The 14,925-nt window shown below is 62.1% G+C and carries 17 protein-coding genes; 5 read left to right on the top strand and 12 right to left on the bottom strand.

From position 1 onward, the window contains the following. The first annotated feature begins 130 nt into the window (after positions 1-130). From OE856_RS11510 to OE856_RS11495, 4 genes are all read left to right on the top strand, one after another. The gene (locus tag OE856_RS11510; RefSeq protein WP_263716272.1) at positions 131-2,098 is read left to right on the top strand and encodes a protein meaA; all 1,968 of its coding nucleotides are present in this window, start codon (positions 131-133) and stop codon (positions 2,096-2,098) included. Positions 2,099-2,285: 187 nt separating this feature from the next. Further along, entirely contained in the window at positions 2,286-2,585 is a 300-nt protein-coding gene (locus OE856_RS11505) for an H-NS histone family protein (RefSeq protein ID WP_263716271.1), read from the top strand. Between the two features lie 79 nt (positions 2,586-2,664). Next, positions 2,665-3,369, top strand: coding sequence for a purine-nucleoside phosphorylase (gene deoD / locus OE856_RS11500; protein WP_263716270.1), 705 nt, complete (start codon positions 2,665-2,667; stop codon positions 3,367-3,369). A gap of 24 nt (positions 3,370-3,393) precedes the next feature. Continuing rightward, positions 3,394-4,377 carry an aldo/keto reductase gene (locus OE856_RS11495; protein ID WP_263716269.1) on the top strand — a complete coding sequence of 328 codons (984 nt, stop codon included), beginning with the start codon at positions 3,394-3,396 and terminating at the stop codon, positions 4,375-4,377. Here OE856_RS11495 and OE856_RS11490 read toward each other — a convergent pair. The 12 genes from OE856_RS11490 to OE856_RS11435 all read right to left on the bottom strand — a co-directional run bounded on the left by OE856_RS11490 (position 4,374) and on the right by OE856_RS11435 (position 13,631). Further along, entirely contained in the window at positions 4,374-5,219 is an 846-nt protein-coding gene (locus OE856_RS11490) for an urea carboxylase-associated family protein (RefSeq protein ID WP_263716268.1), read from the bottom strand. The two genes, OE856_RS11495 and OE856_RS11490, sit on opposite strands and share 4 nt — an antisense overlap. Further along, positions 5,216-5,431, bottom strand: coding sequence for a hypothetical protein (locus OE856_RS11485; RefSeq protein ID WP_263716267.1), 216 nt, complete (start codon positions 5,429-5,431; stop codon positions 5,216-5,218). Before OE856_RS11485 ends, OE856_RS11490 begins: the two co-directional genes overlap by 4 nt. 1 nt (position 5,432) lies before the next feature. Continuing rightward, positions 5,433-6,233 (bottom strand): hypothetical protein, encoded by an 801-nt coding sequence (locus OE856_RS11480; protein WP_263716266.1) that lies wholly within the window; start codon positions 6,231-6,233, stop codon positions 5,433-5,435. A 25-nt stretch (positions 6,234-6,258) separates the two neighbouring features. Then, positions 6,259-7,038 (bottom strand): succinate dehydrogenase iron-sulfur subunit, encoded by a 780-nt coding sequence (locus tag OE856_RS11475; protein WP_263716265.1) that lies wholly within the window; start codon positions 7,036-7,038, stop codon positions 6,259-6,261. Positions 7,039-7,048: 10 nt separating this feature from the next. Next, complete coding sequence (gene sdhA, locus OE856_RS11470) at positions 7,049-8,854, bottom strand: succinate dehydrogenase flavoprotein subunit (protein WP_263716264.1); 1,806 nt, start codon at positions 8,852-8,854, stop codon at positions 7,049-7,051. Between the two features lie 15 nt (positions 8,855-8,869). Continuing rightward, positions 8,870-9,241 (bottom strand): succinate dehydrogenase, hydrophobic membrane anchor protein, encoded by a 372-nt coding sequence (sdhD, locus tag OE856_RS11465; RefSeq protein WP_263716263.1) that lies wholly within the window; start codon positions 9,239-9,241, stop codon positions 8,870-8,872. Between the two features lie 10 nt (positions 9,242-9,251). Further along, positions 9,252-9,635 (bottom strand): succinate dehydrogenase, cytochrome b556 subunit, encoded by a 384-nt coding sequence (gene sdhC, locus OE856_RS11460; protein ID WP_263716262.1) that lies wholly within the window; start codon positions 9,633-9,635, stop codon positions 9,252-9,254. Positions 9,636-9,850: 215 nt separating this feature from the next. After that, positions 9,851-10,480 carry a TorF family putative porin gene (locus tag OE856_RS11455; RefSeq protein ID WP_263716261.1) on the bottom strand — a complete coding sequence of 210 codons (630 nt, stop codon included), beginning with the start codon at positions 10,478-10,480 and terminating at the stop codon, positions 9,851-9,853. 205 nt (positions 10,481-10,685) lie between these two features. Beyond that, positions 10,686-11,717, bottom strand: coding sequence for a MaoC family dehydratase (locus OE856_RS11450; protein WP_263716260.1), 1,032 nt, complete (start codon positions 11,715-11,717; stop codon positions 10,686-10,688). A 1-nt stretch (position 11,718) separates the two neighbouring features. Next, positions 11,719-11,922 carry a DUF1737 domain-containing protein gene (locus tag OE856_RS11445; RefSeq protein WP_263716258.1) on the bottom strand — a complete coding sequence of 68 codons (204 nt, stop codon included), beginning with the start codon at positions 11,920-11,922 and terminating at the stop codon, positions 11,719-11,721. Between the two features lie 3 nt (positions 11,923-11,925). After that, a complete protein-coding gene (locus OE856_RS11440; protein ID WP_263716257.1) occupies positions 11,926-12,786 on the bottom strand; it encodes an HpcH/HpaI aldolase/citrate lyase family protein in 861 nt (286 codons plus the stop codon). An 89-nt stretch (positions 12,787-12,875) separates the two neighbouring features. Next, positions 12,876-13,631 (bottom strand): sulfite exporter TauE/SafE family protein, encoded by a 756-nt coding sequence (locus OE856_RS11435; RefSeq protein ID WP_263716255.1) that lies wholly within the window; start codon positions 13,629-13,631, stop codon positions 12,876-12,878. 156 nt (positions 13,632-13,787) lie between these two features. Between OE856_RS11435 and mdh the strand changes: the two genes are divergently transcribed. Beyond that, positions 13,788-14,750, top strand: a complete 963-nt coding sequence (gene mdh / locus OE856_RS11430) for a malate dehydrogenase (RefSeq protein WP_263716254.1) — start codon at positions 13,788-13,790, stop codon at positions 14,748-14,750. Positions 14,751-14,925 lie beyond the last annotated feature (175 nt).

Genomic DNA, 14,925 nt, shown 5'->3' with positions numbered 1-14,925 from the left:
GCCCAGTATACCCACCTCTCTGCACTTGCACTGCGCCGCCGCGTCGCAGCGAATTGACATTGGCATAATATTTTAAGTATCACGACCCGAACGAAACAAAATTACCGACCCTGATTCACGAGACCCCTCCATGACCGATATGAAAAAAGACCGCCCCTGGCTGTTCCGCACATATGCTGGCCATTCGACGGCCAAGGCCTCGAACGCGCTGTATCGCACCAACCTGTCCAAGGGGCAGACGGGCCTGTCGGTGGCCTTCGACCTGCCGACCCAGACGGGCTATGACAGCGATCACGAACTGTCGCGGGGCGAGGTCGGCAAAGTGGGGGTGCCGGTCTGCCATCTGGGCGACATGCGCGCGCTGTTCGACCAGATCCCGCTGGAGCAGATGAACACCTCGATGACGATCAACGCGACCGCGCCCTGGCTGCTGTCGCTGTATATCGCCGTGGCCGAGGAACAGGGCGCCGATGTCTCGCAACTGCAAGGCACCGTGCAGAACGACATCATCAAGGAATACCTGTCGCGCGGCACCTATATCTGCCCGCCCAAGCCCAGCCTGCGGATGATTACCGACGTGGCCGCCTATACCCGCGAGCATCTGCCGAAATGGAACCCGATGAACGTGTGTTCCTATCACCTGCAAGAGGCCGGCGCGACGCCCGAGCAGGAACTGGCCTTTGCGCTGGCCACCGCCATCGCCGTGCTGGACGACCTGAAAACCAAGGTGCCGGCAGAGGCCTTCCCGGAAATGGTCGGCCGGATCTCGTTCTTCGTGAACGCCGGCATCCGCTTCGTGACCGAGATGTGCAAGATGCGCGCCTTTGTCGAGCTGTGGGATGAAATCACAACCGAGCGCTATGGCATCACCGATCCGAAAATGCGGCGCTTCCGTTACGGCGTGCAGGTCAACAGCCTGGGCCTGACCGAGCAGCAGCCCGAAAACAACGTCTACCGCATCCTGATCGAGATGCTGGCCGTGACCCTGTCGAAAAACGCCCGCGCCCGCGCCGTGCAGCTGCCCGCCTGGAACGAGGCGCTTGGCCTGCCCCGCCCGTGGGATCAGCAGTGGTCGCTGCGCATGCAGCAGATCCTGGCCTATGAGACCGACCTGCTGGAATATGACGACCTGTTCGACGGCAACCCCGCGATCACCCGCAAGGTCGAGGCCCTGAAGGACGGCGCCCGTGCCGAGCTGGCCCAGATCGACAGCATGGGCGGCGCCATCGAGAACATCGAATACATGAAATCGCGCCTGGTCGAGACCAACGCCGAGCGTATCTCGCGCATCGAAGGCGGCGATACCATCGTGGTTGGCGTGAACAAATGGACCGAAGCCGAGGAAAGCCCGCTGACCGCCGGCGACGAGGCGATCATGGTCGCCGATCCGCAGGCCGAGGCCGATCAGGTCGGCCGCCTGAACGCCTGGCGCGAAAGCCGCGACGAAGCCGCCGTGCAGGCCGCGCTGGCCAAGGTGCGCGAAGCCGCCAAGACCGGCACCAACATCATGATCCCCTCGATCGAGGCCGCCAAGGCCGGCGCCACCACCGGCGAATGGGGCGACATGGTGCGTGCCGCCTTCGGCCAGTATCGCGGCCCGACCGGCGTGTCCAAGAACCCCTCGAACCGCACCGAAGGTCTGGAAGACATCCGTAGCCAGGTCGACGCCGTATCGACCAAACTGGGCCGCCGCCTGAAATTCCTGGTCGGCAAGCCGGGCCTTGATGGCCATTCCAACGGCGCCGAGCAAATCGCCGCCCGCGCCCGCGATTGCGGCATGGATATCAGCTATGAAGGCATCCGCCTGACGCCCGAGGAAATCGTCAACGCCGCGCGCGAGGAAGACGTGCATGTGGTCGGCCTGTCGATCCTGTCGGGCAGCCACATTCCCCTGCTCGAGGATCTGATGAAGCGCATGACCTCCGAGGGCCTGGGCCATATCCCGGTCGTGGTCGGCGGCATCATCCCCGACGAAGACGCCAAGCGCCTGCTGGCGATGGGCGTGGCCAAGGTCTACACCCCCAAGGATTTCGAGCTGAACCGCATCATGTTCGATATCGTCGGCCTGGTTGACCCCTCGCCGGTCGCGGCTGAATAAGAAAAGCCGACATAATTGAAATGAAGGAGCCCATGTTTTGGGCTCCTTTTTTATTAATAGGCGTCCCGAGACTTAATAACTCAATTCAGAATTGAGTAACGCCCGGTATTTAAATCTGTTTTCCCGAAACATCTTGAATTTTTCTCATAGATCGCATTCCTCAGCGTCAGGATAATGGAGGATAATAATGAAAATCGACCTCAACGCGATGAGCCGCGCCGAACTGCAAGCCCTGCGCAAGGAAATCGACAAGGCCGAAAAGACCTTGGCCCAGCGCGAGCGCGCCAGCGCCCTGGCCGCAGTCGAGGCCGCCGCGCGCGAACACGGCTTCTCGCTGGCGGAACTGACCGGTGCCTCGGCCCCTGTCGCCCCGAAATACCGCAACCCCGAAAACCCTGACCAAACCTGGTCAGGTCGCGGCCGCAAGCCTCTGTGGGTGGTTGCCCATCTCGACGCTGGCAAAAAGATCGAAGATCTGGAAATCTGACCCAACGGTTTCGCAGGGATTGCATCGCCAATCCCTGCGCAGCCGACTATAGTTTCCGCATAAACAGCGGAGACCAGCCATGACCATCCATATTGGCGCCAAGCCGGGCGAAATTGCCGATACCGTGCTGCTGCCGGGCGACCCCTATCGCGCCAAATGGGCGGCCGAGACCTTTCTGGACAATCCGCGCTGCATCAACCAGGTGCGGGGCATGCTGGGCTATACCGGCACCTGGCGCGGCCATTCGGTCACGATCCACGGCTCGGGCATGGGTATGCCCAGCCTGTCGATCTATGCCAATGAGTTGATCCGCGACTTTGGCGCACAGACGCTGATCCGCATCGGGTCATGCGGCGCGATGCAGCCACAGGTGGGGCTGCGCGACGTGATCCTGGCGCAGACAGCATCCAGCATATCAACCCCGTCGCGCGGCATATTCCGCGAGTTGAACTTTGCCCCCTGCGCCGATTTCGCCCTGCTGTCCGCCGCCCACAAGGCCGCGCAAGACAAGGGCGTCACCACCCATGTCGGCGGCATCTATTCGTCGGACGTGTTCTATGACGAACGCCCCGACCTGAACGAACAGCTGACCCGCCACGGTGTTCTGGCCGTCGAGATGGAGGCCGCCGAGCTGTACAACCTTGCCGCCCGTCATAATCGCCGCGCGCTGGCGGTGCTGACCGTGTCCGACCACCTGCTGACCGGCAAGGCCCTGCCCAGTTCTGAGCGCGAACAAAGCTTTGGCGACATGGTCGAGATCGCCCTGACCGCCGCCTTTTCCTGACCCCGGACCAAACGGAGAGAGAAGATGAAAAAACGCCAGCTTGGCGCCAATGGCCCCATGGTTTCACAGATCGGTCTGGGCTGTATGAGTTTCGCCGGTTTCTTTGGCCGCGCCGATGATGATGTGTCGATGGAATGCATGCAGGCCGCCGTGGACGCGGGCATCGATTTCTTTGACACCGCCAATATCTATGGCATGGGCCGGTCCGAACATATTGTCGGGCGGTTCCTGCGTGAAACCGGTGCGCAGATCTCGCTGGCCACAAAGGTCGGCATCGTCGCCGGCCCGCCGCGCAGTTTCAGCAACCAAGCCGACTATATCCGGGCTGAACTGGAAAGCTCGCTGGAAAGGCTGAACCGCGACCGGGTCGAGCTGTATTACATCCACCGCCGCGAGGCCGAACGCCCCGTCGAAGAGGTGGCCGAGACCATGGGCCGCCTGATCGACGAAGGGCTGATCGGCGGCTGGGGCCTGTCCGAGGTCGCCCCCGGCACAGTGCGCCGCGCCCATAAGGTGACGCCGCTGACCGCTGTGCAGAACGAATATTCGCTTTGGACCCGCGTGCCTGAAATGGGGCTGACCGAGACCTGCGCTGAACTGGGCATCGCCTTTGTCGCCTTTTCACCGCTGGCGCGCGGCATGTTCGGCGAACGCTCGATCACCCCCGAACAGATCGCCGAAAAGGACTTCCGCCATTCCAACCCGCGCTTTCAGCGCCCGAACTGGGATTACAACGCCAAGGCCATCGAGGGGTTCCGCCGGTTCTGCCATGGCAAGGGCTGGAGCACCTCTGCCGGCGCGCTGGCCTGGGTGCTGGATCAGGGCGAAAACCACATTCCCATTCCCGGCACTCGCACCGCCGCGCATCTGCTGGAATGGCTGCAGGCCGACCAGATCACCCTGTCGGATGACGACCGCGCCGAGATTGCGCGCCTCTTGCCCAAGGGCTTTGCCCATGGCGGGCGCTATAGCTATGCGCAAAGTATTGGCATCGAGCAGTTCGGCTAAGCGCCGTGGCTGCGCGAATAGCCGTTGGGCGGCGGGCTGACCCAGCCGTCCAGCGCGCCCTCGGCAGGTTGAAAGACCTCGACCAACAGAGGATGGCACTGCGCCGCGTCTGACGAATGCTCGGCCCCGCAATCGCCGCCGGGGCAGGCGCTGAGCGCGCCCAAGAGGTCGATCTCGGCAAAGAACTCGATGAAATCCCCTGCCCGCGCCGGGCTGGCCTTCATGAAATACTGGCCCGTGTCGCGGGTGAAACCGGTGCACATGAACACGTTCAGCACGTCATGCACATGGCCCTCGGCCTGTTCCAGCGTTAGCCCTGTTTCCGCCGCCAGCGCGCGGGTCAGATTGGAATGGCAGCAATGGTGATACTCGCCGCCGGACAACAGGCGATGCGTGTAGGGATCGCAGCGCGTGCCGATCACGTCATGCACCCGCCCGCCGAACTCATCGGCCCCATACCAGCCCAGACTGTCGGCAATGATCGTGGCCATCGGGCGCAGCGCGGGAAAGCTGCTCCACATCCGGTCACCCACGCCCAGGTGGCTGCCATGCAGGGCGCGACTTTTTCCGGAAAAGAACCTTTCCGACAGATCATCCGCGTTCCACAGGTTCAGGTCACCCACCTGGCTGCCCTCGGGGCAGGAAATGCGAAACACCTGCCCCGCCCTGACCCGGAAACACCCGGCCTGGCGCGGAGACACCAGCACCTGCGCCAGCTTTTGCGCGGTCGCCCGCGCCCGCTGATACAGCGCCAGGTCGGGTTGCGGCAGCGTATCATTGGGATAGCAGATCACCGGCGGCACGGCCCGGCGGCGGGCGGCGTCATCGGGGGCTTGGGTCATTTTTCGGCCTCGGGCTTGCGACAGGCTGTGGGTGCCTTGCCGTCCTCACTGTGCCACAGGGCACCGCAAGAGGCGCAATAATATTCCTGCGTCACGTCCTGCCCGGGTTGCCGGCGCGCGCGCCAACGACAGTCGCGGCTAAGGCTGTGCGAGCGGCGATAGAGAAACATGAAGATCACTGTCGCGATGAACAGCACGATTACCAAAGGCATGTCATCCCCTTGTCAGATAGCGATCAAGACGCACCAACAACACCTTGAACCGCGTTCGCAAACCCGCCGGCAACAGCCGCAGCAACGGCGAGCGGGCAACGTCGAACACCCAGGGTCGCGGTGTGCGCTGCATCGCGGCAACGGGGCGCAAGGCAGCCAGTTGATCAGCGTTCAACCCGGCCACGCGCAACACCCCCGTGCCCGGCCCCAGCCGGGTTTTCACCTCATCCTCGAACCGGATCACATGCAGCGGTGCCGTGACCTTTTCGCGGATCTTGCCGACCAGCGCGGCGGGGTCATAGTCCTGAACCCACTCGCGCTGTATCAACTCATCCCATGCGATCGGCTTGGGCCGCCACAGCAGTTGATGCTTGTGCCAGCTACGCAGCCAGCTGTCGCGCTCGCGCAGGCAGATCACGAATTCGACCTCATAGCCCAGCGCGCGGGCCGAGGTCTCGATCGCGCGCAGAACCGACGGGGCCTGATAATAGAGCGGCCGCGCCTGCCGCGTGGCGGGCATCGTGCCCATGAAATCCTCGGACGACAGGATCAGCGTATCGCCCGGCTGGTGCCCCACCATTTCCAGCGCCACGCTCAGGCTTTTCTGGATACGCGCCTGAAACGCCTGTTGCTGCTTGGGGTCAAAATCACGACAGGCCTGCAACATCACCGTAAAGGGCGGCAGCCCACGCGAGACATAGAGAACATTACCGGGAAGGTTTTTTTTGTTCGCCCGCAGCAGATGCTGGATGCTGGTCGAACCGGCCTTGTGCAGACCACAATGGATGACGAGGCGCGCCATGGGTTATGACGCGCCTCGTATCAGATCAGACAGTCCGTTCGACCATCATCTTCTTGATCTGCGCGATGGCCTTGGCCGGGTTCAGACCTTTCGGGCAGGTCTTGGCGCAGTTCATGATGGTGTGGCAGCGGTAAAGCTTGAACGGATCTTCGAGGTTATCCAGACGCTCGCCCGTGGCCTCATCGCGCGAGTCGATGATCCAGCGATAAGCGTGCAGCAGCGCGGCGGGGCCGAGATACCGGTCGCCGTTCCACCAGTAGCTGGGGCACGAGGTCGAGCACGAGGCGCACATGACGCACTCATACAGGCCGTCCAGCTTCTTGCGATCTTCGATCGACTGGCGCCACTCTTTCGCGGGCCGGTTGGTCTTGGTTTCCAGCCAGGGCATGATCGACGCGTGCTGCGCATAGAAATGCGTCAGGTCGGGGATCAGGTCCTTGACCACCGGCATATGCGGCAGCGGATAGATCTTCACGTCGCCCTTGATCTCGTCCATGCCGTAGATACAGGCCAGCGTGTTGATGCCGTCGATGTTCATCGCGCACGAGCCGCAGATGCCTTCGCGGCACGAACGGCGGAAGGTCAGCGTCGCGTCGACCTTGTTCTTGATGTAGATCAGCGCATCCAGAACCATCGGCCCGCAATCGTCCATATCGACGAAATAGGTATCAACCCGGGGGTTCTGACCATCATCGGGGTTCCAGCGATAGATCCGGAACGCGCGCACATTCGTCGCGCCCTCGGGCTTGGGCCAGGTTTTCCCGGTCGTGACCTTCGAGTTCTTCGGAAGTGTAAACTGAACCATCTGTGCCTCCTCAGAACGTCCGCGCCTTGGGCGCGATTTTTGCCAGACTGATGCCACCCTGATCTTCGGTGGTCAGCGGTGCTTCGACCACAGGGCGATAGCTGAGCTCGACCTTGTTGCCGTCGACACGCGAAATGGTGTGCTTGCGCCATTCCTTGTCGTCGCGCGTCGGGTAATCCTCGTGCGCGTGGGCGCCACGGCTTTCGTGACGGGCCTCGGCACCATAGATCGTGGCCAGGGCGTTCGGCATCAGGTTGGTCAGTTCCAGCGTTTCCATCAGGTCGCTGTTCCAGACCAGCGAGGTGTCGGTGACCTTGAGATCGTCCATCTTGGCGGCGATGGCCGTCATCTTCTCGACGCCCTCTTTCAGGGTCTTGTCGGTACGGAACACCGCGGCATCCGACTGCATGGTCTTTTGCATTTCAAGACGCAGATCGGCGGTGGCGATGCCACCCTTGGCATGGCGCAGGTCGTCGAAACGGGCAAAGGCCTTGTCGATCTGGGCTTGCGGCGCAACCGGCACCGGGGTGCTGGCGTCGACAACCTTGCCGGCGCGGATAGCGGCGGCGCGGCCAAAGACCACAAGGTCGATCAGCGAGTTCGAGCCCAGGCGGTTGGCACCGTGCACCGAGGCACAGCCGGCCTCGCCCACGGCCATCAGGCCGGGCACGACAGCATTGGCATCGGCGGCGGTCGGGTTCAGCACCTCGCCCCAATAGTTGGTCGGGATACCGCCCATGTTGTAGTGAACCGTCGGCAGAACCGGGATCGGCTCCTTGGTCACATCGACACCGGCAAAGATCTTGGCGCTTTCCGAAATGCCCGGCAGGCGCTCGGCCAGGGTTTCCGGCGGCAGGTGGTTCAGGTGCAGGTGGATGTGATCCCCCTCTTTACCCACGCCGCGGCCTTCGCGGATTTCCATGGTCATCGACCGCGAAACATAGTCGCGCGGCGCCAGGTCTTTATAGGTCGGCGCATAGCGTTCCATGAAACGCTCGCCTTCGCTGTTGGTCAGGTAGCCGCCTTCACCGCGGGCACCCTCGGTGATCAGACAGCCCGAACCGTAGATGCCGGTCGGGTGGAACTGAACGAACTCCATGTCCTGCAGCGCCAGGCCGGCACGGGCCACCATGCCGCCACCGTCGCCGGTGCAGGTGTGGGCCGAGGTGGCCGAGAAGAACGCGCGGCCGTAACCACCGGTGGCCAGAACCACCATCTTGGCGTTGAACACGTGGAACGTGCCATCGTCCAGCTTCCAGCACAGAACGCCCTGGCATTCGCCGGCGTCGCTCATCAGCAGGTCGATGGCGAAATATTCAATGTAGAATTCGGCGTTGTTCTTCAGCGACTGGCCATACAGCGTGTGCAGGATGGCGTGGCCGGTGCGGTCGGCGGCGGCGCAGGTACGCTGCACCGGCGGGCCTTCACCGTATTCGGTGGTGTGGCCACCGAACGGGCGCTGATAGATCTTGCCCTCTTCGGTGCGCGAGAACGGCACGCCGTAATGGTCCAGCTCGTACACGGCCTTGGGGGCCTCGCGTGCCAGATATTCCATCGCGTCGGTATCGCCCAGCCAGTCCGAGCCCTTGACGGTGTCATACATGTGCCACTGCCAGCTGTCCGGGCCCATGTTGCCCAGGGACGCGGCGATGCCGCCCTGTGCCGCAACCGTGTGCGAGCGGGTCGGGAACACCTTGGTCACACAAGCGGTGCGCAGGCCCTGTTCGGCCATGCCCAGCGTGGCGCGCAGACCGGCGCCGCCGGCCCCCACAACCACCACGTCATAGTTGTGCGTTTCGTAATCGTATGCAGCCATTGTTCTTGGTGCTCCTTACAGCGCGATGCGGGCCAGCGCGAAGAGGCCGGTCGCGGCGGCGGCGTAGCTCAGGCAGGTCGCGCCGATGATAAAGATCTTGCGGTTGATGCCATGGGTATAGTCCTCGATGGCAACGCGGATACCGTTCTTGAAGTGCATGAAGCCGACCCACAGGGTCAGCCCGGCAACGATCGCGGGGAACGGACGGCCGAAATAGGCGACAACCTCGGCATGGGGTTTGCCCAGCATCGGCCCAAAGGTGAACACGAACAGCGGCACCAGGATCAGCAGGGCAACGGCGCTGACGGTCATGCCCCAGAAATGCTCGGTGCCGCTATGGGCGGCGCCCATGCCCACGGCACGTTTACGGTCGGTCAGATAACGCATCTTGGCCTCCTCAGATCACAACGACGGTGAACAGCGTGGCCAGAACCGACCCGATGATCACGGCCCAGCCCAGCTTGGTGGCGGTCGGGATGTCAAAGCCACGGCCGGTATCCCAGATCAGGTGACGCACACCGGCAAAGGTGTGATACCACAGCGCCCAGAGCGACAGGAACATCACCACATCCCCGATGAACGAGGTCAGCACGGCATCCGCCATTTCGAAATACCCTTCGCCGGTCGAGGCGGCCAGCAGCCACCACACCACCAGCAGCGCGCCGACCAGAAGGCCAGCGCCGGTGATCCGGGTCAGAATGGACGTGATCGAGGTAAGTTGAGGCCGGTAAATCTGAAGATGGGGGGAAAGCGGCCGGTTCCCCCGGTTCACATCAGCCATGGAGTGTCCCTTTAGTTAGGCGCGTAAGCGTTTTCTTTGGGATTTGTGATAACGATTTTTCCGCCCGAGTCACGAGTTTCGAGCATAAATTGCAAAAATTTTGCAACATTCCCGGTTTTGGACATTGTTCGTGATCGCATAAAAATATTTTGCGATCACAAAAAGGTAGGCCCCGACGTTTTCCGCCGGGGCCCACCTAGGATGACGTCGATCGCTTAGCTGTCGAAAGAAATCGACAGGGCGAATTCCGCATCTTCGCCGCTGGCTTCGAAGTAACGCAGATCAATCGAGACATTATCGTTCAGCGAACGGCTGACGCCCAGGTTCCAGTCTTCGCCGTCCCCGCTGAGGTCCCAGGCGTATTCGGCCGAGAGTTCATAGTTGTCGGCAACCTCGAAAGACACACCCTGAGTGAAGGACTCGGCGCCCATCAGATCCGACGACAGCGACGAGCTGGCCGCGATCTTGTCGGTCAGCGCGTAATCGAAGGTCAGGATCAGCTCTTCGCTGTCGAACCCGGAGTCGTCGTAATAATAGCGCAGATACGACACGTCATATTCGATCGAGCCAAAGCTGCCGCCGTACCCGACATAGAGGTCATATTCGAAGTTATCGGCGGTGCCGAAGTCGACGTTCGACGCCCAGATGCCAGCATAAAAGCCCGCGCCGATGTCAAACTCGATATAGGGCTGGATTGCCGCGCCACCGTCGGTTTGCGTCACGCCGCCAGAGACATAGTTACTGGTCACAGTCACGCCATAGCTTACGGACGGTTCTGCCAACGCCACACCGCCCATGGCCGAGAGGGCAACGACGCCCGCAGAAATGTAGGACACCTTCAACATGGGTATTTTCTCCTGATATCAACCCACTAGAGTTCTTTTGAACTTCACTCGGACTTTCCGAGATTGTTATGTTGTTACAAACCCATCGTTGCTGCAAGCGGCAAAACGCGCAATCAAAAAGCGGCCTGAATGTACGTAAAGACATTCAGGCCGCCAAAAATCAGATTAGCTGCTTATTTCTTGATCACAGCAACGGCTGATCAGATTACATCGGCATCAGCGCCCAGTAATCGAGATCCAGCAGAACCTCGGGCAGGTATTTGCCGTCGTCGCCTTTCAGGGCGAAGGGCGCGCCGCCCTTGGTGGCGACCAGCCGCAGGCGAATGGCGCCAACGCCGGGCGCGCTGGTTTCGGCCTTGTCCAGAACCTCGGACCAGGCCTTGACGGTCAGCCCGCTGAAACAGGGGTTGGCATGCGCGCCGCCATTGAGGCCGACGATCATCTGCGCGTTGGCCAGCCCGTTGAACGACAGCGCCCGCGCCATCGAGATCACATGCCCGCCATAGATCAGCCGCTGCCCGTCGGGGCGGAAGGTGGCGTCGAAATGCACCTTGGCGGTGTTCTGCCACAGGCGGGTGGCGATCATGTGCTCGGCCTCTTCGATGGTCACGCCATCGACATGGTCGATGGTCTCGCCCACCTCGTAATCGCCCCAGCGATGGCCCTCGCCCGCCAGATCGAAATCGTAATTGGTGAAATCCAGCCCCTCGGGGATGACCAGATCGGACGGATCAACCACCTTGGCCAGCGTCGGCAGCACGGTTTCGGGCGCCGGGGCGTCCAGGTTGTTTTTACGCACCATCACCCAGCGCACATATTCCAGCACAACCTCGTCGCGCTGGTTCAGACCACGGGTGCGCACGTAAACCACGCCCGACTTGCCGTTCGAATTTTCCTTCAGGCCGATCACCTCGGATTCCGACCGCAGCGTATCGCCCTCGTAGACCGGTTTCAGCCATTTGCCCTCGGCATAGCCCAGGTTGGCGACGGCGTTCAGCGACACATCGGGAACGGTCTTGCCGAACACCGTATGAAAGGTGATCAGGTCATCCATCGGCGCGCCCGGCAGACCGCTGGCGCGCGCGAATTCGTCCGACGAATACAGGGCATGACGCGCGGGATACAGCGCGTGATACATCGCCCGCTCGCCCCCCGATACGGTGCGCGGCACGGCGTGCTTGATCACCTGCCCGATCTTGTAATCCTCAAAGAAATTACCGGCGTTGGTCTTGGCCATCTTACAATGCCCCCAGTTTCATGTCGGGCGCATAGTCGCCCTCGGTTTCTTTGACCACCGCCTGCGCACAGCGCATCTTGCCGGTGGTTGCGTCATAGGCATAGGCGGGGCTGCCATACAGCTCCCAGCCCTTGGACAGCGCCTCGGTCACCTTGTGACAAAAGGCAGATGTGTCCTCTTCGGTCAGCAGGCGATAGGCCTTCATGGCTTAGGCACCTGCCGCCAGCGCGGCGATGGCATCGGCCTTGGCCAGGGTTTCCTTGGCGGTGACGATATGCAGGTTCTCGACGATCTTGCCGTCTACGACCGCAACGCCCAGGCCCTCTTTCTCGGCCTGCTCGAACGCCTCGATCTGGCGGCGGGCCAGGTCGATCTCGGCCTCGGTCGGGGCAAAGGCATCGTTGGTGATGGCGACCTGCGCCGGGTGGATCAGAGTCTTGCCGTCAAAGCCCATATCGCGGCCCTGCTCGCATTCGGCCTTCAGACCCTCGTCATCCTTGAACGCGTTATAGACGCCATCAACAGCCACGATGCCCTCGGCGCGAGCGGCCAGCAGGCACAGTTGCAGCGAGGTGATCATCGGCAGGCGATCGGCACGGAAGCGGCACTTCAGCTCTTTCGCCAGGTCGTTGGTGCCCATCACGAAACCGGCCATGCGCGGATGCGCGGCGAGCTCATGCGCGTTGATCATGCCGATCGGCGTTTCCATCATCGCCCACAGCGGCACATCGGGGATCAGGTCGGCCACGGCCTGCACATCGGCGGCGCTGCCCACCTTGGGGATCAGGATCGCGTCGATATCGGCGCCGACAAAGGCCAGCACGTCATCACGGCCCCATTCGGTATCCAGCCCGTTGACGCGCACGATCTTGGCGCGGGGGCCATAACCACCGGCGGCCAGCGTTTCGGCCAGCAGAGCGCGGGCGTTGACCTTTTCGTCGATCGCGACCGCATCTTCGAGGTCAAAGATGATGGCATCGACCGGCAGGGTCTTGGCCTTTTCAAGGGCCCGATCCTTGGAACCGGGAATATAAAGAACCGAACGATAGGGGCGTGCCTGGGTGGTCATGATTCTGGTCTCCGCAATTTTGTTGCGCAAAACACCACACAGGCGCAGCAAATGGCAACCCCCGATTTGCCGCGTTGCAGAATATTCGGCTAGATCAGCCCGTCCCAGATCAGCTTGGCCCCGGTGACGGTCAGCAACACATAGGTCACCGCAAAGAAGGCGCGCTCGGGCATCAGCCGATGCGCCCGCACCCCCAGCCACGCCCCGATCAGCGCAAAGGGCGCCAGCATCAGATCGGCCCGCAACGTATCGTTCGAGAAAAAGCCCAGCGCGGCATAAGGCACGAATTTCAGCAGATTGATGATCCAGAACACCAGAACGGTCGTCGCCTGGAACGTGGTTTTGCCCAGGCCCTGCGCCAGCAGGAACACCGCCACCGGCGGCCCGCCGGCATGGCTGATGAAACTGGTGAACCCGGCGGTGGTGCCCGCCACCACCCCGCCCCATTGCGGAAAGGGCCGCCCCCGGATCCGAAACAGCCCCGCGCGCAGCGCCAGCTGATACAGCACAAACCCCAAAGCCACCGCGCCAATCAGCAGGCGAAACAAATCGGGATCGGCCGCGCGAAACAGCAGCGCGCCCAGCGCCACGCCGGGCACCGCGCCCGCGATCAGCAACAGGGCGGCGCGCGTGTCCCAGCGCCGCCAATAGGGCCCCAGCGTCGCCAGGTCGACCAGCATCAGCAGCGGCAGCATCAGCCCCACCGCAGCCGCCGGCGGCAGGATCAGCGCCAGAATCGGCGTCGCGGCGAACGCGGCGCCCGACCCGAAACCGGCCTTGGATATGCCCGCAAAGATCACCGCGGGAATCGCCAGAACAAAGAACATCAGGTCAAAGGTGATCATCCGCGCCCTGCCATTTCCTTTGTTTGAGCGGCCACAATGAACGCTGTTAGGTTAAAAAGTGCCAAGTTTACGCTAACGCCGCGCAACATCCTTGCGCGATGCGCCGCGAATGGATAGGCATTCCCCCGATTTCAACCAGATCGGGGACCTAATTCAATGGCCAGACCCAAGATTGCCCTTATCGGCGCCGGACAAATCGGCGGCACCCTTGCCCACCTCGCTGCCATCAAGGAACTGGGCGACGTCGTCCTGTTCGACATCGCCGACGGCACCCCCCAGGGCAAGGCCCTGGACATCGCTGAATCGGGCCCGTCCGAAGGCTTTGACGCCGCGATGAAAGGCACCACCGACTATGCCGATATCGCCGGCGCCGACGTCATCATCGTGACCGCTGGCGTGCCGCGCAAGCCGGGCATGTCGCGCGATGACCTGCTGGGCATCAACCTGAAAGTCATGAAGTCGGTCGGTGAAGGCATTGCTGCCCACGCCCCCGACGCGTTCGTGATCTGCATCACCAACCCGCTGGACGCCATGGTTTGGGCGCTGCAGCAATTCTCGGGCCTGCCCGCGAACAAGGTTGTCGGCATGGCCGGCGTGCTGGACTCGGCCCGCTTCCGCCACTTCCTGTCGGTCGAGTTCAACGTCTCGATGCGCGACGTCACCGCCTTTGTGCTGGGTGGCCACGGCGATACCATGGTTCCCTCGGTCCGCTACTCGACCGTTGGCGGCATCCCGCTGCCCGACCTGGTGGAAATGGGCTGGACCACCCAAGAGAAACTGGACGCCATCGTTCAGCGCACCCGTGACGGCGGCGCCGAGATCGTTGGCCTGCTGAAAACCGGCTCGGCCTACTACGCCCCGGCAACCAGCGCCATCGAAATGGCCGAAGCCTATCTGAAAGACCAAAAGCGCCTGCTGCCCTGCGCGGCCTATTGCGACGGCGAATTCGGCCTGAACGGCATGTATGTCGGCGTGCCGACCATCATCGGCGCCGGCGGCATCGAAAAGATCGTGGACATCAAGCTGTCGAAAGAAGAGCAAGAGATGTTCACCAAATCGGTCGATGCGGTCAAAGGTCTGGTCGAGGCCTGCAAAGGCATCGACAGCTCGCTGGCCTAAGCCAGAACGCATTCCGGAACGGGGCGGCCTTTGCCGCCCCGTTCTGCTTTGTGACGCTACGTCGATTGCCGTAACAAAAACGTCGCATACCCCCCGAATCACATTTCGTTACATTTTCCAAGCTGCAACGCAGCAAGATGTGATCACACTATTCTGGGGCGTGATCACAAAGGTC

Origin of the sequence: Actibacterium sp. XHP0104 (genome assembly GCF_025751515.1) — a bacterium.
Classification (GTDB): domain Bacteria; phylum Pseudomonadota; class Alphaproteobacteria; order Rhodobacterales; family Rhodobacteraceae; genus Actibacterium_D.
Note: the sequence above shows the minus strand (reverse complement) of the source record. Positions and strands in the feature narration are given on the sequence as shown.